Below are 24,875 nucleotides of genomic sequence, written 5' to 3'. Positions count from 1 at the left end.
TCTCTGGTTCGTGCAGCTGTCCCAACGTTCGGACGCCGGATACGGGCAGGCTCCGCCGCGGACCCGCTCAGGCACATGGTCCGTCAGCGGGCCCGGCCAAGGCGGCTTCGTCAGTAGGCCAAATATTAGCATCGAGGCGTATCCGCTCCCCTGCCGCCCGGCGCGCTTGGCCAAAGGTGCGTCACGGCTCACATAGACTGGGCGGGTTGGATCGGACAAGGCAAGGCGGTACGGGCTGTGGGGCGCCACCGGGCAGAACCAGTAGAACACCGGCGGGGCAGGCGTACCCCCGGAACGGGAACAACAGCGCGCCGAAATCCCGAACTCCTGGCCTGGGGAGTGTTCCTCACGGGGACCAGCGCACTCAGTCTCCTCTGGGCCGAGATTCCAGCCGGACCGGCCGCCGGAGCGTCCGCCCTGCTGCTCGCAGCCTTCGTCCTCGCCTGGTACCTCTCTCCCGCTGCCGCCACCAAGTCTGAGACGGCGGATGCGCCTGTTCCTGCCGACGCTGCGGCCCGGATACCCTCGGTCGCAGAGGCCGTGGCCGCCGCTGCTGCCGCGAAAGCCGCCGCCCCGAAAGAAGCCCCCCTCCCGCGCATTCCGGCAGCCCCTGAGGCAGTCCGGGAATTCCTCGGCTCTCCGGACCGCCCGTCCTTCCAGCAGGACGGACCCAGCCGCTGGACGCGCACCTTCGGGCCGCCGGAAACCGGGTCGCTGCCGCTGCAGCCGTACGTCCCCACCCGGCGACGGACGCCCGCAGTACCCGCGGCGGACCGGCGCGACCGGACCCAGCGCAGCCATTCGAGCTTCTAGCCCCGTGCCCGGCAGCCGGCCCTGCGGCCGGGGTACATTTGTCTCGTGCCAATAACAAATGAACGCATTGTATGGATTGACTGCGAGATGACCGGCCTGGACATCAGCGCCGATGCCCTGATCGAGGTCGCCGTCCTCGTCACCGATTCAGAACTGAACGTCCTGGGCGAAGGTGTCGACGTCGTCATCAAGCCGGAGGACTCCGCCCTGGAGCAGATGGGCGACTTCGTCCGGCAGATGCATACGACGTCGAAGCTGCTCGAGGAACTCCCTCACGGCATGACACTGGCAGAGGCTGAAGCCGAGGTCATCGAGTACATCACCACGTGGGTGCCCGAGCCGAAGAAGGCACAGCTCGCAGGCAACTCCGTGGGGACCGACAGGATGTTCCTCGCCCGTGACATGCCGGAAGTCATCGATTACCTGCACTACAGGATCATCGATGTTTCCACGATCAAGGAACTGGCCCGCCGCTGGTACCCCCGCGCCTACTTCCAGGCCCCCGCGAAAAACGGCGGGCACCGCGCCCTGGGCGATATCCGGGACTCCATCAATGAGCTCCGCTATTACCGTGCCGCTGTCTTCGTTCCGGCGCCCGGACCTGATTCGGCCACCGCGAAGAAGATCGCTGCGGGACTCGGCCGGGACGGTCTTGAAGGTTAGCTCCGTCACATTTGGGGCCCAGGGTGCCCATAGTGTCAGGAGCACCCGAAAAAGCGTGTAAGCTTGTATCCGCTGCCTCAGATAAATGAGTTCGCAAAGACCACTCGCCTGGACTTCGCGAATGAAAATCTGAGTGCACATGGTGGGTATAGCTCAGTTGGCAGAGCGCCTGGTTGTGGTCCAGGAGGTCGCGGGTTCAACCCCCGTTACTCACCCCAATGAGGCTGGTTTCCAGCTTCGACAGGCCGCCTCGGATATAGTCCGGGGCGGCCTTCTTCGTAGTTGTTTCGTTTTTGCACCAAGGATTTTTGCACCAAGGAGGCGCGGCGTGGAACGCACGCTGTTCGAAGAGGACCACGAGCTTTTCCGGGACCTCGTCCGCGAATACAACGAGCGGGAGATTGCTCCGGGCTATGCCGGCTGGGAAGCGGACCACATGATGCCGCGGCGCATCTGGAAAGCAGCGGGAGAACAGGGCCTCCTCGGCCTTGCCGTCCCGGAAGAATTCGGCGGAGCAGGGATGCCGGACTACCGTTACCGCGTGGTCCTCGATGAAGAGTTCGCCCGCTCCAGCCACCTCGCCGTGGCGCTTGCGTTCCATCTCCAGGACGATCTGGTCCTCCCCCACCTGCTGGCCTATGGATCCGACGATCTTAAGGAACGCTGGCTGCCGCAGATGGTCAGCGGGGACAAGGTCACCTCCGTAGCGTGGAGCGAACCGGGCGCCGGGAGCGACCTGCGGGGCGTCCGCACCAAGGCGGTCAGGACGTCCGACGGCGACTGGCTGCTTAACGGCCAAAAGACCTTTATCGGCAACGGCATCAGCGGCGACGCTGCCCTGGTCCTCGCCCGGACCGACGGCGGCACCGGGCGGGGGTCGGGCCATTCCTTCAGCATGTTCATGGTGGAGAAGACCGAGGGTTACACCACCGGACGCCAGCTCGACAAGATGGGCATCAAGGCCTCCGATACTGCTGAACTCTTCTTTGACGACGTCCGCGTTCCGGCCGGGAACCTCGTCGGCGAGGAAGGGCAGGGCCTGAAGTACGCGGCAGAGCAGCTCCCCCAGGGACGCCTGGCCATCGCTGTCGCCTCCTCCGCCGTCGCCCGTGCGGTTTATGAAGCGACCAGACAGTACACCCGGGACCGTGCCGCTTTTGGCCAGAGGGTCGCTGATTTCCAGAACTCGCGTTTCGTCCTCGCAGACATCCTTACCGAGGTGGAGGTCACGGAAGCCTACGTCGATTCCGCGGTGCTGGCCTTCAACGCCGGAACCCTGGACGCCGTCTCTGCCGCCAAGGCCAAGCTCTGGGCCAGCGAGCGGGTCAAGTCCATCACCGACCGCTGCCTGCAGCTCCATGGAGGCTACGGTTACATCATGGAATACCCGGTTGCGCAGGCCTTCCTCGCGGCACGCCTCCTGACGATTTTCGGCGGAACATCGGAAATCATGCGCGACGCCATCGGGCGCAGCATTGCCGCTTAGCACGGTCCACTCAGCCCTTCCCGGAAGAAAGAAGCACAACACGCCATGACCGTCCGTCCCATAGTCATCCACGGGGAGCCCGTCCTGCACCGCCGGGCTGCCGAGGTCGAGGTCTTCGACGATGAGCTGCGCACCCTGGTGGCCGATATGTTCGAAACCATGGATGTTTCCAACGGTGTGGGGCTGGCTGCCCCACAGATCGGCGTGGGGCTGCGCATCTTCACCTTCCATTTCCCGAATGACGACGACGCGCCGGACCGCGGCGTTCTGATCAACCCTGTCCTGGTCACCTCGAAGGTCCCGGGATCCGCTCCGGACCCGGATGAGGACTCCGAGGGCTGCCTGTCCGTCCCCGGAGAGAACTTTCCCCTGCGGCGGGCCGAATGGGCGCGCATCTCCGGCGTTGATGAGACCGGAAAGCCGCTGCAGTTCGAAGCCACCGACTGGTTCGCGAGGGTCCTCCAGCACGAGTACGACCATCTGGACGGCAAGCTTTACGTCGACCGGCTCAATGACCGGTGGGGACGCAAGGCGCGCAAGGTCCTCAAAGCCAATGGCTGGGGGGTTCCCGGCCTAACCTGGATGCCCGGAGTCGATCCGGATCCTTTCGGCCACTGACAACCACATACTGCAGCGGGAACAAGCAGCCGCCGCAAACAGCCGCAGAGAAAAGCAGTGCCCTCCCGGGTTACCGGGCGGGCACTGCTTTTATCAGGTAGGCGTGCTTCTAGGCAGTGACTGCCAGTTCCTCAGCCCGCGGGAACGCCGGCGGGTTCACGTGTGCCATCTCCTCCAGGACACGGATGACCTGGCAGCTGTAGCCGTACTCGTTGTCGTACCAGACGTAGAGGATGGCGTTCTTACCGTTGGAGATGGTGGCCAGCCCGTCCACGATGCCGGCGCGCTTGGAGCCGACAAAGTCCGTGGAAACGACTTCGGGAGAATCGATGTAGTCGATCTGCTTGTGCAGCTCAGAGTTCAGCGAGATCTCACGCAGGAAGGTGTTGAGTTCTTCCTTCGTCGTCTCGGTTTCGAGGTTGACGTTCAGGATGGCCATGGAGACATCCGGGGTGGGAACGCGGATCGCGTTGCCGCTGAGCTTGCCTGCAAGCTCCGGAAGTGCCTTGGCGACAGCCTTGGCCGCACCGGTCTCTGTGATGACCATATTGAGGGCAGCCGAGCGACCGCGGCGGTCTCCCTTGTGGAAGTTGTCGATCAGGTTCTGGTCATTGGTGAAGGAGTGGACCGTCTCCACGTGGCCGTTCACGATGCCGAACTTGTCGTTGAGGACCTTGAGGACGGGCGTGATGGCATTGGTGGTGCAGGACGCCGCGGAGAGGATCTTGTCTTCGTCCGCGATCGCCGTGTGGTTGATGCCGTGCACGATGTTCTTCAGGTCACCCTTCCCCGGAGCGGTCAGGAGGACCCGGGCTGCGCCCTTGGCGGCAAGATGCTGCGCCAGGCCGGCTTCGTCCCGCCAGCGTCCGGTGTTGTCCACGATGATCGCGTCGCGGATCCCGTACGCGGTGTAGTCGACGGATGCCGGATCGTTCGAGTAGATGACCTGGATGAGCGTTCCGTTGGCCAGGATGGTGTTGTTTTCCTCGTCAACCGTGATGGTGCCGGGGAAGGCTCCGTGGACTGAATCGCGGCGCAGCAGGCTCGCACGCTTCACGAGGTCGTTCTCGGCACCCTTGCGGACGACGATGGCGCGCAGGCGAAGGCCGTGGCCACCGCCTTCGTGGTCGATCAGGATCCGGGCCAGCAGGCGGCCGATCCGGCCGAAACCGTAGAGCACGACGTCGGTGCTGGTGCGCTCGTCGGCGCCGTGCCGGCCGGCAACATCTGCCAGCTCCGTGCGAAGGAAGTCCAGGAGCGGGGCGCCGTTGCCCTCACGCTGGTACTTCGCGTTCATGCGGGCCAGATCCACGGAAGCTGCGCCAAGTTCGAGTTCAGTCAGGGCACGAAGGATCGGCAGGGTCTCGGAGACAGGAAGCTCAACGTCGTCGATCTGCCGGGCAAAGCGGTGTGCCTTCAGGATGTCAATGACGGAACGGTTGACCAGCGGGCGGCCGTGAACCGACGTGACAACGCTGTTCTCCCGGTAAAGCCGGCCAATAAGCGGGATCATGGCTTCTGCCATTGCCTCCCTGTCCATCCACGCATCCAGGCAGGTATCGGACTTCTGGCTCACAGATCTTCACATCCTTTGTCTCAGCCGGCACTGCTTTGTGACGGTTGGTAGGACCGCCGGAAATCACACCGGCGGCAAGCCCGTTGGGGCCGGGTCTTCATTGTGGCCGGCGGCCGGTGCTGCGTGCCGCGGACCACTACTAGTGTATTAGGCCACAGCAGTGGAGCAGGACGAGCCCGGGAGATCTTCGTCACAGGGTGGTCTGCGGCCTGAGCGAGAGCCTCGACTTCAGGTACCACGGAAGGCACCTCCTACTTTTCCAGGACCGCTTCGCTGTTTTCCCTGGACCGCGTTCCTTCTGCTTCTATGCCTTCAGGGACCGGTGCCGTGGCGCCGGGTCCCCGGCCGCCCTCAGCCGGCGAATCGTTCGGCGGGCCATCCTCGGGCATCGGCGCCAGGTCCTCCAGATCCCGCACACCCCTCAGCGGACCAAAGGAGGCAACCACCGGCGCCAGGATAGCTATGAAGATTCCCGTCACGATGCCGGCGCGCACGCCGATGGTGGAGGCCAGGATGCCGGCAACCAGGGACGCAACGGCCAGCATCCCCCAGCTCACCATCCGGGTCGCGGAGCCCAGCCTGCCCATCATGTCGGGCGGGCATACCCGCTGGCGGAAGCTCGTGGAGACCACGATGTTCATCGAAATGGCGAGACCGGTCAGGAACATGCCGAAGAATCCCGGAAGCATCCCCCAGCCGGGCGTCATGAGCAGGAGCGCTGCGTAGCCAACGGCCGCCGGGAACATGGAGTAGCGCCATACGACGCCCGACCCGTACTTGTCCGCAAGCCATTTGACGCTTAGCCCGCCCAGGGTTCCGCCCACCGCGGTAGCCGCCATCAGGAGCCCGAGCCAGGTCCCGGTCTGGCCCAGCGTCCTCACGACCAGCAGGACGATCAAGGACACCACAATGTTGCCACCGAGGTTCCACAGTGCGGCGACCAGCAGCAGGACCCGCAGCGGCGTCGTGCTGAGGGTATAGCGCAGCCCCGATCCCATTTCACGCCAGATGTGGCGTTTCTCGGTTGATGCCGGGAGCGGCTCTTCGACGTTGAGCCGAAGTATCGCCGCGCAGGAGGCGACCGATGCTGCCACCTGGACCAGCAGCGAGTTGGAAGCGCCGACGGCGTGCGTCAGCCAGCCTCCCAGCCCGCGGCCAACGGCGTCGGCCGAAGCTCCGGAACCGGTCATCAAGCCGTTGCCTTCTATCAATTCCTCTTTGGCAACGGCACGGGGTATCAGGGCAGCCTCGGCGAGGGTGAAATAGACCGCTGCCAGGCCGGCCAGGAACGACACGATAAACAGTTGTGCGGTGCTGAGCACTCCCATCCAGTACGCAACGGGAAGCGTGGCCAGCAGCACTACCCTGGCGATGAGCGAAACGAGGATCACCGGACGCCGCCGGCGCCGGTCCACGACGACACCGACCGGCAGTCCAAAAAGAAGCCAGGGCAGGAAAACCATTCCCGAAAGGGCAGCGACGGCAAAGTCACTGGCCCCGAGCTCGACGGCGGCAATTACCGGCAGGGCGACCGCGGTCACGGATCCGCCCAGGATTCCCATGGTCGACGAAATCCAGAGCGCCCGGAAGTTCGCATTGCGAAGCACCAGGTGCCGTGACGGCGGAGACATAGTGACCATCGACACAGAATAGCCGAGGTGGATGCAATCGCATGGCACGCCGTGCGCTTGGGGAAAAGTGGCCGGAAATGAGGCGGAAAACCGCTGCAGCAGTTGTTTCCGCTTCCGGGAAGACGTATGCGGCACGTCCGCAGAATCCCCTGCCCCGGCACACCAAGACCGCCAAAGGGGCGACGTGCCCGGCCGAACCAGCTCATGAGGGACGGGCTGGCCGATAAGCCGGGTTTTGTACCTGCCTGCCGTTACCAGCGGGCGGGCGGCAATCATCCATCTACGAGTACCGTTGCCGGTACCCTCCAGCGGCCTACCCGGATGCTCGGGCGGGCAGCCCTCGAACACATCCTGTCTGGCCTTGCTCCGGGTGGGGTTTACCTAGCTGTCCCGGTCACCCGGGACACTGGTGGTCTCTTACACCACCGTTTCACCCTTACCTGCGCATGAACGCGGGCGGTCTCTTCTCTGTGGCACTGGCCTGCGGGTTTCCCCGAGTGGGCGTTACCCACCACCCTGCCCTGCGGAGCCCGGACTTTCCTCGGCAGGTCCGGCCGAAGCCGTCCTGACGCGATTGCCTGGCCAACCCGTCCCGCGGTCAATGCTACCTGCCCGGGAACGTAGGATTAATCAGTGCTGATCCTGCTGCCGCCCTCGGAGGGCAAGACCCGTCCCGCACAGGGGCCCACGCTGAACCCCGATTTCCTCCGCTTTCCGGAGCTGGCCACGGCCCGGAAGCTCGTGCTCTCTGCCCTGGCCGAGACCAGTGCTTCAGAGGATGCCCACAGAATCCTCGGCGCAGGACTCTCGCTGGCCGCCGAAGTCACCCGCAACACGGTATTGGAGAGCGAGCCCTGCGCCCCGGCGCACCAGGTGTACTCCGGAGTCCTCTACGATGCTCTCGGCTATGCGTCCCTGACGCCGCCGCAGCAGGCACGTGCCGACGCCGCCGTCGTGGTTATCTCTGCCCTGTGGGGCGCCATTGGCTTTGCGGACGAGATCCCCGCCTACCGGTTGTCCATGGGAACAAATCTTCCCGGCGTCGGGCGGCTCGCTGCCTTCTGGAAGGCAGCGCTCACGGAACCGCTGAATGAATGCGCTGCCGGCCAACTGGTGGTGGACTGCCGCTCCAGCACCTATGCAGCAGCGTGGCAGCCGGATCCTGCGCAGAGCGCAGCAGTCAACGTCTTCCAGATGCGGGGCGGGGAGCGCAAGGTCGTATCCCACTTCGCCAAGCACACGCGCGGGGAACTCGCACGGCACCTGCTCACCAGGACCGGCGCCGAGCCGTCCACCGTAGACGAACTGCAGCACGCCGCAGCCGAAAAGTGGGAAGCTGAGCTCGTTCCGGCAAAGGGTCGAAAACCCCATCAGCTCAACCTCATCCTGCCCGAAGACCACTAGTCCCGCGGCACGGGCGCGTCAGGGAAGATCTGCTACGAGCTCAACTTCGAAACCGTCAGCGTTTTCGAGGTAGGCAGCGTAATGGTCCGTTCCCCCGGCATGCGGATGCTTATCTCCGAAGAGCAGGCTCCAGCCGTGGCTCGCGGCCCGGCGGGCCAGAAGGTCGACATCGGCAGGAGATCCCGCGCCGAACGCCAGGTGGTTGACCCCTGGCCTGCGCCGTTCGTGGTCCGCCGGAACGACGTCGGGCCCTGCCTCAATCACGATGTAACCTGCTGCGCCCTGCCAGCGCGCACCGGTGGACCACCGGTCCCGCCGCTGGAAGCCCAGTCGCTCCAGCAGCCAGCCCAGGCTCTCTTCCGCCCGGGCCAGGTCCCGCACCCAGATCTCGGTGTGGTGGATGCGGCCCGCAGGGGCACGGTCCGCAGCGCGTGCTGCTTCCCCGGCGGAACCCTCACTGTCCGCTGCCGCCGGCGAGACGGCAGGCGGCGCGGCGTTGCGGGTTGATTCCCGCTGCTTCCACGGCACGCCGGCAATTCCCGCGTCCATGGCTTCGTTGGACAGGCGGTCCGCGTCCTTGTTGATTTCCCGCGGGATCCACTGGTACTTCACGCGGCGGGGATCCACTGTGGCCCTGGCTTTGGCCGCAAGCCGCTGCATGTCCTCGTGTTTGATCTTCCAGCGTCCGCTCATCTGTTCAACAACGAGCTTTGAGTCCATCTTGGCCAGGATCCAGGCCTCGGGGTCGACCTCATGGGCCAGCTCCAGTGCAGCGATCAGGCCGGAGTACTCCGCCACGTTGTTGGAAACGATGCCCAGGTATTCAGCCTTCTCCACCAGGATCTCCCCGGTATCCGGGTCACGGACCAGGGCGCCGTACCCGGCGTGGCCCGGGTTTCCGCGCGAACCGCCGTCCGCTTCGACGATGAGGGTCCGGCGGGCGGGAGCAGCTGAAGCATGGACAGGCGTGTCCGAGGGGTCAAACAGGGTCACGGAACTAGCTGCCCCACTCCGAGGAGCGCACCAGGATGCAGCCGGAATCCGGGCAGAAGACGATGTCGTCTGCTGCTGCCTTGCGGATATCTGCAAGGTCACCGGGGCTCAGCTGCATGCCGGATCCCTCCGAGGTTCCGTGGAACAGCCGCGCCGCGCCGATCCCGTGCCGGGAAAGGGTGCGTTCGTAGACTGCCAGAAGGTCGGGCGCAAAACGTCCGGCGAGGTCGGTGCGCTGGCGCATGGTCTCGGCGCGCTCGGCTTCAATCTCGGCAAGTTCTGCATCCCGCCGGCCCTCAAGGTCAGCGAGTTCGGTCTCGGCTGCTGCAGCCTCGGTGCGGCGCTCGGCTTCTACGGCCTTGACCGCTTCGAGACGCTCCATCACCTCAAGCTCGGTGTCTTCCAGGTCCGAACGCCGGCGGCTGAGGGATTCTATCTCGCTCTGCAGCGCCGTGAGCTCCTTGGATCCGCCGTGGCCGCTGTCCAGGTGCTTCTGGTCGCGTTCCAGGCGCGCGACGACGGACGCAACGTCCGCTTCGGCCCGCGCGAGCTCGCGCTCGATGTCCGCGCTCTGCGTGGCTGCGGCTCCGAGGGCGCTGCGTGCCGCGGCGGCTTTCCCGGCCAGGGCCGTGAGGTCCGGGTTCTCGCGCACGCTCCGGGCGCGGGAGTCCAGCTGCTTCATCCTGCTGTCCAATGCCTGCAGGTCCAGCAGCCGCAGCTGCTCCGCCGATGATGCTTTTGCCACCAAATACCTCCACTTGATCCGCTTGCCTGTCTGGTGCGGCCCTCCTAGCCTATGCCACCGGAGCCGCGCCTGTTCAGCCGGGGGTCAGCACGAAGTCCCACGGATCGGTATTGCGGCTGCTGACCCGGATTTCCACCGCATATCCCTGGTCGGTCAGCACATTTTCCAGCGCCTGGGCCGCCGGGGTGAGCCACAGCCACTCGCTGCCGAAGTGCGATACATCGATGAGGTAGGGACGGCCGTTCACGGCCGCTTCCCTCGCCTCCGAGGCGGGGTGGTGCCTCAGGTCAGCGGTGACGTAGACATCCGCATGCTGGGCGCGGACGGCGTCGAACAGGCTGTCGCCTGCACCGCCGCACACGGCAATCCGGCGGACGAGTCCCTGCGGGTCCCCCGCTACCCGCACTCCACCGGCGACAGCCGGCATGATGCTGAAAACCAGTTCGGCAAAGTCACCCAGCGTCATGACCTCTGCGAGGTTGCCTACCCGCCCGATGCCTTCTTCGGGAAGTCCGTTCACGGCCGGAACCAAGGGGACGGTGTCCTGCAGGCCAAAAGCATCGGCCAGGACATCGGAAACTCCGCCGACGGCGCTGTCGCCGTTGGTGTGGGCAGTCACCAGGGCGCAGCCGCCCTCAATCAGCCGGTGCACGGCGTCGCCCTTGAATCCGGTGCCCGCCACCGAGTGGACGGGCTTAAGCAGCAGCGGATGGTGCGTCAGCAGCAGGTCCGCACCCCACTCGAGGGCTTCGTCGATCACTTCATGCGTGGGATCGACGGCGAACAGGATCCGCGTGACCGGGCGTGAGGGCCGTCCCGTCACCATCCCGACGGCGTCCCAGTCCTCGGCCAGCGACTCGGGCCAGAGCTCTTCGACGGCCAGCAGGACGTCACCAACGGTCGGTTGGGACAGGGTTTCCTCGTCTGGAGCGGCCGGGCTCCCCGGAGTTTCCCGGGCAGTGTCCGGCAGGTCGGCGCCGGTGTCGTCATTGTCGCCGTTGCGTGGGGTTTCCATAGGTATAAGTTCTACCGCACGGCACCCCTTTACCGGCACACTGCAAACCCGGGAATCTTTGACAGCGCAGCCGTCTTGTACATGAGCATGAAGACCTATGTTCTTGGCGGAGGCTGCTTCTGGTGCCTCGACGCCATTTATCAGAAAACACGCGGGGTGCAGAGCGTGGTGTCCGGCTACACCGGCGGGTTTACCGCTCATCCGGATTACGAGAGTGTCTGCTCGGGGATCACCGGGCACGCAGAGGTTGTCGCCGTGACGTTCGATGAAAACGTCATCCCCGCAGATGTCATCCTGGACATGTTCTTCATCTCGCACGATCCGACGACGCTCAACCGGCAGGGATATGACGTGGGCACGCAGTACCGGTCCTCGATGTTCTACCGGACAGACCAGGAACGCGAAGAGATGGAGAAGGCGGTCCAGCGGGCCCAGGCACTGTGGAATGACCCCATTGTCACGGAGATCACCCCGCTGCCCACGTTCCACCGGGCTGAGGAGTACCACCAGGACTTTTATGCGAAGCATCCCGAACAGGGCTACTGCCAGGTGATCATCAACCCGAAGCTGGCGAAGGCCAGGAAGTATTACGCCGAATGGCTTGACACCTAAATCTGTGAATGACCGGCGATAGGCTTGAGGAAACTGTCTTCACGCCGGCCCACAGGCCAACGAACAGAGGAAAACCCACATGGCACGAATTTACGACGACGTCACCCAGCTGGTAGGCGGCACTCCCCTGGTCCGCCTCAACCGGCTTACTGATGGCCTGCCCGGCGACGTGGCGGTGAAGCTGGAGTTCTACAACCCCGCCAACTCGGTCAAGGACCGTATCGGCGTCGCCATAGTCGACGCGGCTGAAAAGGCCGGCGCCCTCCGTCCGGGAGGAACCATCGTGGAGGGCACCTCCGGCAACACCGGAATCGCCCTGGCCATGGTCGGCGCAGCCCGCGGCTACAAGGTCATCCTGACCATGCCCGAAACGATGTCCACGGAGCGCCGGGTCATGCTGCGTGCCTTCGGTGCCGAAATCGTGCTGACCCCGGGTGCAGACGGCATGCGCGGCGCCGTCGAGAAGGCCAAGGAAATTGTGGCCACCACGGAGAATTCCATCTGGGCCCAGCAGTTCGCCAACCAGGCCAATGTGGAAATCCACCGCAACACCACCGCCGAGGAAATCTGGGAAGACACCGACGGCAAGGTGGACATCTTTGTGGCAGGTGTTGGTACCGGTGGAACCGTCACCGGCGTCGGCCAGGTCCTGAAGAAGCGCAAGCCGGGTGTCCAGATCGTCGCCGTCGAACCGAAGGATTCCGCGATCCTCAACGGCGGTTCCCCGGGCCCGCACAAGATCCAGGGCATCGGCGCCAACTTCATTCCCGAGATCCTGGACACCGAGATCTACGACGAGGTGTTTGACGCGTCCATCGAGGACTCCGTTGCCACCGCCCGGGCACTGGGCACGCAGGAAGGCATCCTCGGCGGCATCTCCTCCGGTGCAATCGTCTGGGCTGCACTGGAACTGGCCAAGCGCCCCGAAAACGCCGGTAAGCTGATCGTGGCCGTTGTCTGCGACTTCGGAGAACGCTACATTTCGACGGTTCTCTACGACGACATCCGCGGCTAGCCAGCCCGCCTGCTACGGCGGAGAACCACCAAGCAGAAAGTCCCACGTGCGTTTCCTGTCACGCCTGCGCGAAGACCTCGACGCCGCCGCGTCCCACGACCCGGCGGCCCGGGGTTCCTTCGAGAACCTCGTCGTCTACTCCGGCCTGCACGCCATCTGGGTGCACCGCCTGACGCACCGGATGTGGTCCAAGCCGGCGCTGCGCTTCCCGGCACGGGTCCTGTCCCAGGCGGCACGGTTCGCTACGGGAATCGAAATCCATCCCGGTGCAACCATTGGACGGCGGTTCTTCATCGACCACGGCATGGGCGTGGTGATTGGCGAAACGGCGGAGATCGGCGACGATGTCATGCTCTACCACGGCGTGACCCTGGGCGGCCGCTCACTGGCGAAGGTCAAGCGCCATCCCACCCTGTGCAACGGCGTCGTCGTAGGCGCCGGGGCGAAGATCCTGGGTCCGGTCACCATCGGCGCCAACAGCGCCGTGGGAGCGAACGCCGTCGTCGTCAAGGACGCTCCGGCAGATTCGATCATTACCGGCATCCCCGCGACGTGGCGCCACCGCGACCCCAAGATGAACCAGCCCGCTGTGGATCCCGCGGAGTACGTGGATCCTGCGATCTACATTTAGCGGCACAAAGCAAGAGGCCGGCTGCTCCGGAAGGGGGCCGCCGGCCTCTTGCTTTGCCCGGACCTAGTGGGTGTCCACGGCTTCGATCTCGGAGTGGTCCCCGCTCCACAGTGTGTGGAAGGTGCCCTCGGCGTCGATCCGGCTGTAAGTGTGCGCACCGAAGAGGTCGCGCAGGCCCTGGGTCAGGGCGGCCGGGAGGCGCTTGCGGCGCAGGCCGTCGTAGTAGGCCAGCGAGGAGGAGAAGACCGGAACCGGGATTCCCAGCTGGACGGCAAAAGAAACAACCCGGCGCCAGGCCGGCAGTGCTTCGGCTATGGACTCGGCGAAGGCCGGGGCCAGCAGCAGGTTGGCCGGCGCCTGTCCGTCCGCGTAGGCCTTCATGATGTCATCAAGCAGTTCCGCGCGGATGATGCAGCCCGCGCGCCACAGCGAGGCAATCTCATCCAGTTTCAGGTCCCAGCCGTAGGTCTTGGCCGCGCCCGTGAGCATGTCCAGGCCCTGTGCGTAGCTGACCAGCTTGGAGGCGTAGAGCGCCTGCCGCACGTCCTCGACGAAGGTCTCGGGGAGCTCGACGGCGGTTTCTTTGCGGGCCAGGATGCCCTGCGCTTCCTCGCGCTGGCCGCGCTGGGAAGAGAGCGCGCGGGCGAAGACGGATTCAGCAATGGCCGAAACCGGGGAGCCCAGATCCAGGCCGGAGACCACAGTCCAGCGTCCGGTCCCCTTTTGGCCGGCGGAGTCCACGACGACGTCGACGAACGGCTTGCCGGTCTTGGCGTCAGTGTGGGCCAGGACCTCCGCCGTGATCTCGATCAGGAAGGAGCTCAGCTGGCCCTTGTTCCAGTCAGTGAAGATCTGTGCCTGCTCGGCCGGTTCGATTCCGGCAGCGGAGCGCAGCAGGTCGTAGGCCTCGCCGATGACCTGCATGTCGGCGTATTCGATGCCGTTGTGGACCATCTTCACGAAGTGCCCGGCGCCGTCGGTGCCGACCCAGGTGCAGCACGGCTCGCCGTTGTACTTGGCCGAAATCTTCTCCAGCATCGGGCCGAGCGAGTCGTAGGACTCGCGGGAGCCGCCGGGCATGATGGACGGGCCAAGGAGTGCACCTTCTTCACCGCCGGAAACTCCGACGCCAACGAAGTGCAGGTCTTTTTCGGCCAGTGCGGCCTCGCGGCGGCGGGTGTCTTCGTAATGGGAGTTCCCTGCGTCAATGACGATGTCGCCCGGTTCCAGGAGCGGCACCAGCTGGTCGATGACCGAGTCCACGGGCGCTCCGGCCTTCACCATGATCAGGACGCGGCGCGGCTTTTCGAGTGAATCCACCAGCTCCTGCAGGGTCTCCGTGCGGATGAAGTCGCCCTCGTCCCCGTGGGCGTTCAGCAGGGCGTCCGTCTTTTCCACCGACCGGTTGTGCAGGGCCACCGTGTAGCCGTTGCGGGCCAGGTTGCGGGCAAGGTTCGCCCCCATGACAGCCAGGCCGGTTACACCGATTTGTGCGCTCAAGTTCACTCCAAGGATTCTTCAGGTGCCGGGAACCAGCACGGTGTCGGCGCAGCAGCGGCGCCGTCTTCAGCCTTTAGCCTATTCTCCCGGAGGCCGCCCCCGCCACACGGCTGCTTTGCCGTGGCCTGAACACGGAGGTCAGGATCCGGCCGCGGCCGGAACCCGCCCCGAGCGGACGGCTGCGGAGAAGGCCTCATAGTCCTGTTCGTTTTGATCGGCATACCGGTCGCAAAAATCCGCAACGGATTCGTCGAAAACGTCCCCCTTGCCCAGATACGCCGCGATCGCGACAGGGTCCCCGGACCGGGCGTGTGCCCTGGCGAGGGTCCAGCCACAGGTCCGGGCATAGAACCCCATCCCCAGGGGACGCATGCCTTCAATGACGGCGGAGCCTTTCATGTCCCGCAGCTGGCGCCAGTACAGGTAGCGGTTTTCCTGGACGCCTTTCGTCCAGCCCAGGAAAATATCGCTCGCGGCCTGCATCCGGCGCTGGCCCTGGACCACCCGCGCCCCGGGGTGGCGGTAGGCGCTGCGGGGCAGGTGGTCTTCCAGGACGGACCGTGTCGCTTCCTTGACCTGCAGGAACAGCGGGTCTGCGGAGTCGCGGCCTTGGAGAAGAACGATAAAGGCCCTTGTGCCGACGCTTCCGACACCCACCACTTTGCGTGCCACGTCGATAACTTCGAAGCGCTCCAGGAGTTGGCGCCTCTCATGCTGCAGGTTCCGGCGGTAGGAATGCAACTGGTCCCGTACCGCGTTCGCCATGTCTTCCGCGGATGTGCCGAACACCCCCTCCAGTTCCCGGACCGGGATGAGAATCGGAGGCTGGCTGACAATCCGGTACGTGCCGTCGACCCGTTCGGCAAGCTTGGACAGGGCCTGCAGGCTATCCCGCGAGCGTGCCTTCCGAACGGCCTTCGCCACCTTCTCTCCTGCCTGCTTTGCCGCCCTTTTCTCCGCCTTGCCCTTGCTGGACTCGGCCACGAGCCGGATAGCTGCGACCAGGTCCTCTTCCGACTGCCGCGCATACCAGATGTCCAACGTGCCCATCTGCGCGAAGCTGCGCATTGCTTCTCGGTAGGACCGGACGGCTGCAAGGGCAACACCGCGCGCGTCATCCCGGCTGAACATATTGTGCCTGGCCGCAATGGTGAAACTCGCTGCCATCCTCAGTACGTCGTACTCGAACGGTCCGGGGAGGGTTTCGTCGAAGTCGTTGAGATCGAAAACCAGTGTCCGCTCAGGGGAGGCAAACACGCCAAAATTGGACAGGTGGGCATCGCCGCAGAGCTGGACATCCAGCCCCGCCCGCGCGGTGTCCTTGAGATCCGCGGCCATGATCTTCGCCGCCCCGCGGTAGAACGTCAACGGCGAGGCCAGCATCCTGGCATGCCTCACCGGTACCAGGTCCGGTTCACGGGTCAGGTTCTGCTCTTCAATGAGGGCCACGGGATCCGGCCGCGCAGGCGACGGAGTCCAGTCCCGGTGTACGGCACGGGGTGTCGCCTGCCGGCGTTGCCTGCCCCCTGCGGCGCGTTCCGGAACGCTCTGGTGACTGGTTGTCCTGCCCATAATCGGGGCCTTTCAAAGCGGCTTGCTGCGCTGCCCGGATCCTGTGCACCGCAGCCGACCTCATTAGGATATCCGCCCGCTTCCGCCGTGGGCAGGTTTCCCGCATTCTTGGAAGCAAAGCGGTTCGACCTTGGCGCCGTGACAGTGACAGTGACAGTGACAGTGACAGTGACAGTGAACGGTACGGCAGGTCTGGACCGGCGCGTGGCACGGGAGGTAAAGCCCATGATTGTGCTGCTCATCGGAACGATCGTCCTGGTTCTTTTCAGCACCCTGTCCCAACCCCTGAGCCGCTGCGGCGTGACCTCTGCCATGGTCTTCGTCACGGCCGGGATCGTCCTGGGCACGGCCGCTCCGGGACCGCTGAGCCCGGCAGTGGACAGCACCGTCGTCGAACATGTCACTGAGTTGGCCCTGGTCTTCCTCCTCTTCACGGATGCGGCCCGGCTGGACCTCGGCCTGCTGCGCCGCAGTCCCGGGTGGCCGGGACGCCTTTTGCTGATCGGCCTGCCCCTGACACTGCTCCTGGGCCTGGGGGTTGGCCTGCTCCTTTTCCCGGGCCTGCCACTGGCGAGTGTCTTCCTGCTGTCCACAATGCTCTGTGCGACGGATGCCGCCCTTGGCCAGAGGGTCGTCGATGACACCGCGCTGCCGGCCCGGGTCCGGGAGTCGCTGACCGTGGAAAGCGGATTGAACGACGGCATTGCGGTGCCGTTTTTCCTCGTTTCCCTGGACATTACGATGGCGACGCTGGAAGGCAGCGTTCCGTCGGCCGTGGCAGCAGCTGTGGTTGAAGAAATCGGGTTGGGCGCTGCGGCGGGCCTGGCTGTGGGCGGGGCCGGCGGGTACATCCTGCGCACGGCCCGGGCACGGGACTGGCTGCAGAGGGAGTGGGTCCAGCCTTTGACGCTTGCCGTGGCCCTGGGCGCCTACGCCGCCGCAGGTACTCTGGGCGGAAGCGTGTTCATTGCCGCCTTTGTCGGAGGGATGGCCTTCCTGTTGACGGGCGGCTCCGGGACGAAGGACGCAACCCGGTTCACAGCTGACACCGGCTCTGTCCTCGCAGCGGCCACGTGGATGGTCTTTGGCGCCGTGGCGGTCCTGGCTGCCTTGCCGTACCTGTCATGGGCCGTACTCTTCTACGCCCTGCTCAGCCTCACCGTGGTACGGATGCTCCCGGTTTTCCTGGCCATGGCCGGCAGCGGAGCGGACTGGCAGACCAAGGCGTTCATGGGGTGGTTCGGCCCCCGGGGGCTCGCCTCGGTGGTCTTCGGACTGCTGGCCTATGAACGGGGTATCCCTGCTGCGGGCACCCTCCTGGCTACGGTGGTCACGACAGTGCTGTTGAGTGTCTTCGCACACGGGCTCTCGGCCGGTCCCCTGATCGCCGCGTACCACCGAGTGTCCGGGCAGGGCAGCGGAAAATAGTTCCGACCCGCAGGCATCGGACTCCGGACGTTACGCGGAGTCCCCCAGTTCCCAGCGGTTCACGATCGCGGCGGCGCCTTCGTGCCCGCCACTGCGGGCCCCGAGAGTCTGTGTACCCGCGGTCAGGACCACCAGGCTGTATTCGGCACCGTCACCGAGAATGAACCCGGAGCTGCCCACATTCCAGGACAGCAGGTCATCCTGCAGCCAGCCGTTTTTCAGCCCCACTTCAGCTACGGAACGCAGGATCCCTGAGCTGATCCCCCATGCCTGCTCGGGCACTACGCTCTCCAGCAGCACCACCGCATACTCATGCAGGCGTGGATCAATCCAGTCCACCCCGCGGGCCACCGCCGTCGCAATCCGCAACTGGTCCTCGGCGGTGGTCTCGTTGGCACCCCAGATCTCCGTTGCCGGGGTATTCGAGATACCGAGCCGGTCATACGTCGCCTGCAGTTCAGGAGCTCCGCCGATCAGGGTGTAGAGCTGGTCGGTTGCCGCGTTGTCGCTCCGGCGGATCATCTCCTCAGCCAGTGCGCGCTCTACGGCCGAAAGCTCCCGGCCTTCCTCAGTTGCCTGCCGCAGCAGGGTGAGGAGGATCGGCACTTTCACCAGGCTGGCTTCGAGGTAGCGTCCCGACGGGTTGTAGGTCCAGGCCTGGCCGGTGTCGTGCTCGTACAGCGCGACCGAGAAGTCAACGGCGGTTTCTGCGTTGTACCGGTCCAATTCGGCGAGCAGCGGCGTCTCGGGCCGCGCAGCGGGCGACGGCGCGGCAGCTTGCTGAGGAAGCGTGGCCTCTTTCTGCTTCGGCACAGGCGCGCAGCCGGCAACCGCGGAGACCAGCATCCCCGCCGACAGCAGCGATGCCAGGAGGGATTTGAAGAAGGTGGTGCGCAACGGTGGTCTTTCGCATCGAACAAGGGAATGGCCGCCCCATTGGCAGCCTGTTCCGTCTTACCACCGAAACCTCAGAGTCCGGTGTGTGCCGGCCGCCACCTCGGCGGGGCATTCGGCGGGTGGGCTCCGGGGATCACCCTGCCTTGACGAGGGACGAAAAAACCCGCCTTCGGTTGTTACCGAGGCGGGTTTTGTCCGTGGGTCCTACCGGGATCGAACCGATGACATCCACGGTGTAAACGTGGCGCTCTACCAGCTGAGCTAAAGACCCGACGTGACCCGTTATGCCAGCTGGGATATCCCGGCCAGCGCCGCATCACGAGGAATTACATTACCGGACAGGCGTCCTAAACGCCTAATCCGGCTCCGTTCCGGCGTCGTGCTGTGCCGTGCCCGGCTCGGGCAGGGCACGGGCCAGATACTGCAGTGCCGCGCCCACCCCCATGTCGATCTTCAGGTCCGCCAGATCGTCTCCGCGGGTCTGCCCCCGGTTAATGATCACCACCGGCTTTCCCTCTTTCGCGGCGTGCCGGACAAAACGCAGTCCGCTCATCACGGTCAGCGACGAGCCCGCCACGAGCAGGGCGCCGGCATCATCAACGGCCGCGTAAGCCAGCCGGACGCGTTCCTTCGGGACGTTCTCACCGAAGTAGACGAAGTCGGGCTTCAGCATGCCGTCGCAGACCGGGCAGTCAGCGACCGTAAAGCCTTCCGTATCCGCGATTTCGGCGTCGGCGTCGGGCGCTGTGTCCCACTCGGCACCGACCTGTTCCAGGTATCCCGGATTCAGCTTTTCCAGCAGCCGGGCGATCCCTTCACGCGTGTAGACGGATCCGCAGGAGAGGCAGAGGACACGGTCATACCTGCCGTGCAGGTCGATGACCCGGATGCTGCCCGCATCGCTGTGGAGCCGGTCCACGTTCTGCGTGATGACGCCCGTCAGCAGCCCGCGCTCTTCCAGATGGACCACGGCCTCATGTCCTGCGTTGGGCACGGCGTGCCGCAGGTGGTGCCAGCCAACGTGGTTGCGGGCCCAGTATCGCTGCCGCATCTCGGGGTCGCCGACAAACTGCTGGTACGTCATGGGATTGCGCGGCGGCGCGTCGGGTCCGCGGTAGTCCGGAATCCCCGAGTCGGTGCTGAGGCCGGCTCCTGTCAGCAGCGCCATGCGGCGCCCTGCCAGGAGCTCGACGGCGGCATTGAGCTGCGCCCGCTCGGCATCCGTGGGGTCGGTGGAAGCATCGGCCGGATCGCGTGTCACGAACCCGGTCAGTCCGGTTCCGGCGGGACCGGAGGGTTTGCGCGCCAGGGGCATGTCAGCTCCGGCCAGCCGTTGAGAGTTCCAAGAGCGCCTTACGGTATGCCGCCTGGTCGCGGGGTTCGCCCATCGCGGAGCTCAGGACCGTGCGGATGACGCCGTCGGCTCCGATGACAAAACTGGACCTCGTGGCGAGGCCGCGGTTTTCGTCAAACACACCGTAGCGCCGGGCGACGGCACCGTGCGGCCAGAAATCCGAAAGCAGGCCAAACTCCCACCCCTGCTCCGTTGCCCAGGCTCGGAGTGAATACTTTGCGTCGCAGGAAACTGCCAGCAGTGAGGCTCCGGCTGCACGGAACTCCGGCTGCAGTGCTGCCAGTTCCGCCAGCTCTCCGGAACACACCCGGGAGAAAGCGAAGGGATAGAAAACCAGCACCACCGGCTTCCCTGCCATCCGCTCCAAGCTCACCGGCTCGCCATACTGGTTCGGGAGCACGAAGCCGGGGGCCGGCTCTCCGGGACCGGGTCCGGTTTCAGCCGGCATGCAGGTTACTTCTTCCTGCGGCTCACCAGGCGGGTGGCTGCCCAGTCCTGGCACACACCCGGGGAGGTGGTGACGTGCAGGCCCGCTGTAGGAGCTGCTTCCTCAATGTCTGCCGGGGGAACATAACCGCTCCGGCCGGACTTCGGGGTGAGGACCCAGACGACGCCGCCGTCGTCCAGCGTGGTCAGCGAATCGACCAGCGCGTCCACCAAATCACCGTCATCGGCGCGCCACCACAGGATCACGCCGTCGACGACATCATGATCGTCCTCCGTCAGGAGTTCGCCGCCGACGAGGTCCTCAAGATCCTCCCGGAGATCGAAGTCAACGTCCTCGTCGTAGCCGAATTCCTGAATCAGGTCGCCGTCTTTGAAACCCATTCTTTCCGCCACATTGCTTTCCGTGGCGGCATCGGCCTCGCTCACTTCACTCCTCCTGGTTGACTGCATAAATACAAGGGAATCACATCTTGGGGCGAACCGCCCGTTCCTGAAGACAAGGGAACACCTTTTGGCGGCAAGCTTCAAGGGGTTTTGCGCGCTGCGGCCGTGCCCGGACGCGCTGTCCGGGGGGCCCTTGCCCCGCAGGCACGAGGTTGGCCGCGAACCCTACGAAAGAATCTGCCACCGGTCTACAGTGGCCTAAAGGGCTCCGGGGCCGCACGCCGCCCATGGGACCAAAGCACCCAGCCGCCCGGCAGACAGGGCCGGGAATCATCAGCGCAGCGTCAGACCAATGTCCAGTCACCATCTGTGCATAGGAGAATTTCGTGGCCGCAGAAGACAAAACGGACATCCTCAGCGGGCTCACGGGCCAGCTGCCGGACAAGGATCCGGAAGAAACCGCCGAATGGATCGAATCGCTGGACGACCTGATCCGGACTGAAGGCACTGAACGGGCGCAGTTCATCATGCGCTCCCTGCTCCAGCGCGCAGGTGCCCATTCCGTGGGTGTGCCCATGGTCACCACCACGGACTACGTCAACACGATCCCGGTGGACCAGGAACCGGAGTTCCCGGGAGACGAAGAGATCGAGCGCCGGTTCAGGGCATGGATGCGGTGGAACGCCGCCGTCATGGTCCACCGGGCCCAGCGGCCCGGCATTGGCGTCGGCGGCCACATCTCAACCTTCGCCGGAGCTGCAACCCTCTACGAAGTGGGCATGAACCACTTCTTCCGCGGCAAGGACTTTCCCGGCCGGGGCGACCAGGTCTACTTCCAGGGCCACGCGGCACCGGGGATGTATGCCCGGGCCTTCCTGGAGGGCCGGCTCACCGAAGAGGACCTTGACGGCTTCCGGCAGGAAAAGTCCCGTGAGGGACACGCCCTGTCCTCCTACCCGCACCCGCGGTCCATGCCGGATTTCTGGGAGTTCCCCACCGTGTCCATGGGGATCGGCCCCATGAACGCGATCTTCCAGGCGCAGCTGAACCGGTACATGGACAACCGCGGCATGAAGGACACCTCCAACCAGCACGTCTGGGCCTTCCTGGGCGACGGCGAAATGGACGAACCCGAATCCCGGGGGCTGCTGCACGTGGCCGCCAACGACAAGCTCGACAACCTGACCTTCGTCGTCAACTGCAACCTGCAGCGCCTCGACGGCCCGGTCCGCGGCAACGGCAAGATCATGCAGGAGCTGGAAGCCTTCTTCCGCGGCGCCGGCTGGAACGTCATCAAAGTCGTGTGGGGCAGGGAGTGGGATCCGCTGCTGGCAGCGGATGAAGACGGTGCCCTGGTGGACATCATGAACTCCACGCCCGACGGCGACTACCAGACCTACAAGGGCGAGTCCGGCGGATTCGTCCGGGACCACTTCTTCGGCAAGAGTCCCCAGACCAAGGCGATGGTCTCAGGGCTTTCCGACGACGACATCTGGAACCTGAAGCGCGGCGGGCACGACTACCGGAAGGTCTATGCCGCGTACAAGGCTGCGGTCGAGTTCAAGGGCAAGCCGACTGTTGTCCTGGCCCACACGGTGAAGGGCTACGGGCTGGGACCGCATTTCGAGGCCCGGAACGCCACTCACCAGATGAAGAAGCTGACCCTGGATGACCTGAAGCTTTTCCGGGACTACCTGCGGATTCCCATCACCGATGAACAGCTCGAGGCGGACCCCTACCGCCCTCCGTATTACAACCCGGGCCCTCAGGCGCCTGAGATCCGGTACATGCTGGACCGGCGCCGGGAGCTGGGCGGGTTCCTCCCGGAGCGCCGCTCGGATTTCAAACCCATCCACCTGCCCGGCGAAAAGTCCTATGAGGTGGCGAACCGAGGCTCCGGCAAACAGCTGGCCGCGAGCACCATGGCCTTTGTGCGGCTGCTCAAGGACCTGATGCGGGACAAGGAGTTCGGCACCAGGATTGTGCCGATCATCCCAGATGAGGCCCGCACCTTCGGCATGGACTCGTTCTTCCCGACGGCGAAGATCTACAACCCCCAGGGGCAGAACTACCTGTCCGTGGACCGGGACCTTGTCCTGGCGTACAAGGAGTCCCCGCAGGGCCAGATCGTGCACATGGGAATCAACGAGGCGGGTTCCATTGCCGCCTTCACCGCTGCCGGAACGGCCTATGCGACCCAGGGCGTTCCCCTGATCCCGGTCTACGTGTTCTATTCGATGTTCGGCTTCCAGCGGACCGGGGACTTCATCTGGGCGGCTGCGGACCAGATGGCTCGCGGCTTCATGATCTCGGCCACCGCAGGCAGGACGACGCTGACCGGTGAGGGTTTGCAGCATGCTGACGGGCACTCTCCGATCCTGGCCTCCACAAATCCCGCGGTGAAGACCTACGATCCGGCCTACGGCTACGAGATTGGACACATTGTCCGCCACGGCCTGGAGCAGATGTACGGCCCGGACTCGGAGGACCCGAACGTCATCTTCAACATCATGGCCTACAACGAGCCGATCCAGCAGCCGAAGGCTCCGGAGGACCTTGACGTTGAAGGCGTCATCAAAGGCATCTACCTGCTCTCCCCTGCGAGCATTGACGGACCCAGGACGCAGCTCCTGGCCTCCGGCGTCGCGGTCCCCTGGGCGCTGGAAGCCCAGCGCCTCCTCGCAGACGACTGGAACGTTTCGGCGGATGTCTGGTCAGTGACGTCCTGGAACGAGCTGCGCCGTGACGGACTGGCAGCGGAAGAGCATTCCTTCCTGCACCCCGACGCAGAACCGCGGGTCCCCTTCGTGACGCAGCAAATGGCCGGAGCCACCGGGCCGGTCGTCGCCTCAAGTGACTATATGAAGGCGCTGCCGGACCAGATCCGGCAGTTCCTGCCGAACGAGTTTGCGTCCCTGGGCGCCGACGGATTCGGCTTCGCGGATACCCGCGCGGCAGCCCGCCGGTTCTTCAAGATCGACAGCCATTCCATGGTGGTCCGGTCCTTGGAAATGCTGGCACGGCGCAAAGAGGTGGATGCCTCGGCGCCGCAGGAGGCGATCTCCAAGTACCATCTGCTGGATGTCACGAAGGGAACCAGCGGCAACGCCGGCGGCGACGCCTAGGCCGGCATCCGCACAGTGGCCGGGCACTGAGCCGCTGCAGCCGCCCCGCAGACCTGTAGCCGCACCTGCGGCTACAGGTCTGCGGGGCTGCAAATCCGGCCGGCTACAGGTCTGTCTCGGCAACCAGGTCGATGTGGGCCTGCATCGCGTCCGCAGCCGCTGACGGATCGCCCGCGCTGATCGCGTCCGCGATGGCACGGTGGGAGGCCAGCGAAACTTCGGGCCGCCCCGGCTGGCCCAGCGACGCGAGCCGGGTCTCGCGGACCAGTTCGGCGATGAACGTCATCATGGACGCCAGGATGGACGAGTGCGCCGCAGCGGCCACGGCCTGATGGAAAAGCTCGTCCCCATCCGTACCGCGGCTGCCCCCGGCGATTTCAGCTGACATGGCCTCCAGGGCCGCCTCAATGGCGGCGAGGTCCGCGGCTGTACGGCGCTGCGCTGCGAGCGCCGCAAGTTTGACTTCCAGGGTGCTGCGCGCCTCGACGATTTCCGGCATCCGGTCCCGGTGTTCACGCAGTTCGCGCAGCACGGATGCCACGCTGGGCCGGTACACGAGCACCGCTCCGGTGCCGTGCTGGACGTCGATAACCCCCAGGACCTCCAGCGCCACCAGCGCCTGTGCCAAGGTGGCCCGCGAGACTCCCATTCGATCGGCGAGGTCCCTTTCGGCAGGCAGCAGGTCCCCGGGGCCGAGGCCGGTGGCGGCGATATAGTCCAGCAGCTGCTTCACCAGCACCTCGTAGAGCCGGGGCCGCGGGACCCGGACGAAGCCTTGCGGATCGGTCGTACCGGACATGGGAGCCTCCCTTGGCGCTGACCGGCGCCTGCCGGCCGGGACATTTGAGTATAGATGGATTGACACGGAGACCCAGAGTCTAAGAGGCTAGGCCAGTGAGCCTGTGATGTGGCTCACATCCAACCTGGGCTCCGCCTCCCCGGAACCGCAGGGACCTCCGACGTAGG

Annotated in this window: 22 protein-coding genes, 2 tRNA genes and 1 other RNA gene; 11 read left to right on the top strand and 14 right to left on the bottom strand. The window is 65.2% G+C overall.

Features of this window, described 5'->3' with window-relative positions; genetic code table 11:
- Window positions 1-237 precede the first annotated feature (237 nt).
- The 5 genes from TVB01_RS05645 to TVB01_RS05625 all read left to right on the top strand — a co-directional run bounded on the left by TVB01_RS05645 (window position 238) and on the right by TVB01_RS05625 (window position 3,580).
- Window positions 238-813 carry a hypothetical protein gene (locus TVB01_RS05645; protein WP_422454786.1) on the top strand — a complete coding sequence of 192 codons (576 nt, stop codon included), beginning with the start codon at window positions 238-240 and terminating at the stop codon, window positions 811-813.
- Between the two features lie 45 nt (window positions 814-858).
- The gene (gene orn, locus TVB01_RS05640; RefSeq protein ID WP_422454784.1) at window positions 859-1,476 is read left to right on the top strand and encodes an oligoribonuclease; all 618 of its coding nucleotides are present in this window, start codon (window positions 859-861) and stop codon (window positions 1,474-1,476) included.
- Window positions 1,477-1,618: 142 nt separating this feature from the next.
- A tRNA-His gene (locus TVB01_RS05635) sits at window positions 1,619-1,694 on the top strand.
- A 110-nt stretch (window positions 1,695-1,804) separates the two neighbouring features.
- Window positions 1,805-2,962 carry an acyl-CoA dehydrogenase family protein gene (locus TVB01_RS05630; protein WP_422454782.1) on the top strand — a complete coding sequence of 386 codons (1,158 nt, stop codon included), beginning with the start codon at window positions 1,805-1,807 and terminating at the stop codon, window positions 2,960-2,962.
- Window positions 2,963-3,007: 45 nt separating this feature from the next.
- Entirely contained in the window at window positions 3,008-3,580 is a 573-nt protein-coding gene (locus TVB01_RS05625; RefSeq protein WP_422454780.1) for a peptide deformylase, read from the top strand.
- Window positions 3,581-3,689: 109 nt separating this feature from the next.
- Here the strand turns inward: TVB01_RS05625 and TVB01_RS05620 are convergent, their stop codons facing one another.
- The 3 genes from TVB01_RS05620 to rnpB all read right to left on the bottom strand — a co-directional run bounded on the left by TVB01_RS05620 (window position 3,690) and on the right by rnpB (window position 7,377).
- On the bottom strand, window positions 3,690-5,156 hold the full coding sequence (locus TVB01_RS05620; protein WP_422454778.1) for a glyceraldehyde-3-phosphate dehydrogenase: 1,467 nt from the start codon (window positions 5,154-5,156) through the stop codon (window positions 3,690-3,692).
- 251 nt (window positions 5,157-5,407) lie between these two features.
- Window positions 5,408-6,796: an MFS transporter gene (locus TVB01_RS05615; protein WP_422454776.1), complete on the bottom strand. Its 1,389-nt coding sequence runs from the start codon at window positions 6,794-6,796 to the stop codon at window positions 5,408-5,410.
- A gap of 199 nt (window positions 6,797-6,995) precedes the next feature.
- Window positions 6,996-7,377, bottom strand: an RNA gene (gene rnpB / locus TVB01_RS05610) — RNase P RNA component class A.
- Window positions 7,378-7,420: 43 nt separating this feature from the next.
- Here rnpB and TVB01_RS05605 point away from each other — a divergent pair.
- On the top strand, window positions 7,421-8,191 hold the full coding sequence (locus tag TVB01_RS05605) for a YaaA family protein (protein WP_422454774.1): 771 nt from the start codon (window positions 7,421-7,423) through the stop codon (window positions 8,189-8,191).
- 18 nt (window positions 8,192-8,209) lie between these two features.
- Here the strand turns inward: TVB01_RS05605 and TVB01_RS05600 are convergent, their stop codons facing one another.
- The 3 genes from TVB01_RS05600 to TVB01_RS05590 all read right to left on the bottom strand — a co-directional run bounded on the left by TVB01_RS05600 (window position 8,210) and on the right by TVB01_RS05590 (window position 10,944).
- Window positions 8,210-9,184 carry a reverse transcriptase-like protein gene (locus tag TVB01_RS05600; protein ID WP_422454772.1) on the bottom strand — a complete coding sequence of 325 codons (975 nt, stop codon included), beginning with the start codon at window positions 9,182-9,184 and terminating at the stop codon, window positions 8,210-8,212.
- Between the two features lie 4 nt (window positions 9,185-9,188).
- Window positions 9,189-9,929, bottom strand: coding sequence for a zinc ribbon domain-containing protein (locus TVB01_RS05595; protein WP_422454770.1), 741 nt, complete (start codon window positions 9,927-9,929; stop codon window positions 9,189-9,191).
- 73 nt (window positions 9,930-10,002) lie between these two features.
- Window positions 10,003-10,944, bottom strand: coding sequence for a Nif3-like dinuclear metal center hexameric protein (locus TVB01_RS05590; protein ID WP_422454768.1), 942 nt, complete (start codon window positions 10,942-10,944; stop codon window positions 10,003-10,005).
- 87 nt (window positions 10,945-11,031) lie between these two features.
- Here TVB01_RS05590 and msrA point away from each other — a divergent pair, with 87 nt between their 5' ends.
- From msrA to epsC, 3 genes are all read left to right on the top strand, one after another.
- Window positions 11,032-11,556 (top strand): peptide-methionine (S)-S-oxide reductase MsrA, encoded by a 525-nt coding sequence (gene msrA, locus TVB01_RS05585; RefSeq protein WP_422454807.1) that lies wholly within the window; start codon window positions 11,032-11,034, stop codon window positions 11,554-11,556.
- A gap of 79 nt (window positions 11,557-11,635) precedes the next feature.
- The gene (gene cysK, locus TVB01_RS05580; RefSeq protein ID WP_422454766.1) at window positions 11,636-12,571 is read left to right on the top strand and encodes a cysteine synthase A; all 936 of its coding nucleotides are present in this window, start codon (window positions 11,636-11,638) and stop codon (window positions 12,569-12,571) included.
- Window positions 12,572-12,617: 46 nt separating this feature from the next.
- Window positions 12,618-13,202, top strand: a complete 585-nt coding sequence (epsC, locus tag TVB01_RS05575) for a serine O-acetyltransferase EpsC (protein WP_422454764.1) — start codon at window positions 12,618-12,620, stop codon at window positions 13,200-13,202.
- Between the two features lie 63 nt (window positions 13,203-13,265).
- On the opposite strand, the gene gndA is transcribed toward epsC, so the two are convergent.
- Complete coding sequence (gndA, locus tag TVB01_RS05570; protein WP_422454763.1) at window positions 13,266-14,702, bottom strand: NADP-dependent phosphogluconate dehydrogenase; 1,437 nt, start codon at window positions 14,700-14,702, stop codon at window positions 13,266-13,268.
- A 138-nt stretch (window positions 14,703-14,840) separates the two neighbouring features.
- Complete coding sequence (locus TVB01_RS05565) at window positions 14,841-16,151, bottom strand: DUF2252 domain-containing protein (RefSeq protein WP_422454761.1); 1,311 nt, start codon at window positions 16,149-16,151, stop codon at window positions 14,841-14,843.
- 231 nt (window positions 16,152-16,382) lie between these two features.
- Here TVB01_RS05565 and TVB01_RS05560 point away from each other — a divergent pair, with 231 nt between their 5' ends.
- Window positions 16,383-17,702: a cation:proton antiporter gene (locus TVB01_RS05560; RefSeq protein WP_422454759.1), complete on the top strand. Its 1,320-nt coding sequence runs from the start codon at window positions 16,383-16,385 to the stop codon at window positions 17,700-17,702.
- A gap of 30 nt (window positions 17,703-17,732) precedes the next feature.
- Here the strand turns inward: TVB01_RS05560 and TVB01_RS05555 are convergent, their stop codons facing one another.
- From TVB01_RS05555 to TVB01_RS05535, 5 genes are all read right to left on the bottom strand, one after another.
- Window positions 17,733-18,599, bottom strand: a complete 867-nt coding sequence (locus tag TVB01_RS05555) for a serine hydrolase (RefSeq protein ID WP_422454757.1) — start codon at window positions 18,597-18,599, stop codon at window positions 17,733-17,735.
- Between the two features lie 198 nt (window positions 18,600-18,797).
- Window positions 18,798-18,870: transfer RNA gene (locus TVB01_RS05550), tRNA-Val, on the bottom strand.
- A gap of 84 nt (window positions 18,871-18,954) precedes the next feature.
- Window positions 18,955-19,914 (bottom strand): NAD-dependent protein deacetylase, encoded by a 960-nt coding sequence (locus TVB01_RS05545; protein ID WP_422454756.1) that lies wholly within the window; start codon window positions 19,912-19,914, stop codon window positions 18,955-18,957.
- A 1-nt stretch (window position 19,915) separates the two neighbouring features.
- Window positions 19,916-20,401, bottom strand: a complete 486-nt coding sequence (locus tag TVB01_RS05540) for a peroxiredoxin (protein WP_422454754.1) — start codon at window positions 20,399-20,401, stop codon at window positions 19,916-19,918.
- Window positions 20,402-20,406: 5 nt separating this feature from the next.
- Entirely contained in the window at window positions 20,407-20,826 is a 420-nt protein-coding gene (locus tag TVB01_RS05535) for a DUF3052 domain-containing protein (protein WP_422454753.1), read from the bottom strand.
- Between the two features lie 344 nt (window positions 20,827-21,170).
- Between TVB01_RS05535 and aceE the strand changes: the two genes are divergently transcribed.
- Window positions 21,171-23,909, top strand: coding sequence for a pyruvate dehydrogenase (acetyl-transferring), homodimeric type (gene aceE / locus TVB01_RS05530; protein WP_422454751.1), 2,739 nt, complete (start codon window positions 21,171-21,173; stop codon window positions 23,907-23,909).
- 103 nt (window positions 23,910-24,012) lie between these two features.
- On the opposite strand, the gene TVB01_RS05525 is transcribed toward aceE, so the two are convergent.
- On the bottom strand, window positions 24,013-24,708 hold the full coding sequence (locus TVB01_RS05525; RefSeq protein ID WP_422454750.1) for a FadR/GntR family transcriptional regulator: 696 nt from the start codon (window positions 24,706-24,708) through the stop codon (window positions 24,013-24,015).
- Window positions 24,709-24,875: the final 167 nt, after the last annotated feature.

This window comes from Arthrobacter sp. 7Tela_A1, assembly GCF_049311065.1.
GTDB lineage: Bacteria > Actinomycetota > Actinomycetes > Actinomycetales > Micrococcaceae > Arthrobacter_B.
The sequence above is the reverse complement of the archived record's forward strand: the minus strand, read 5'-3'. Positions and strand labels throughout refer to the sequence as shown.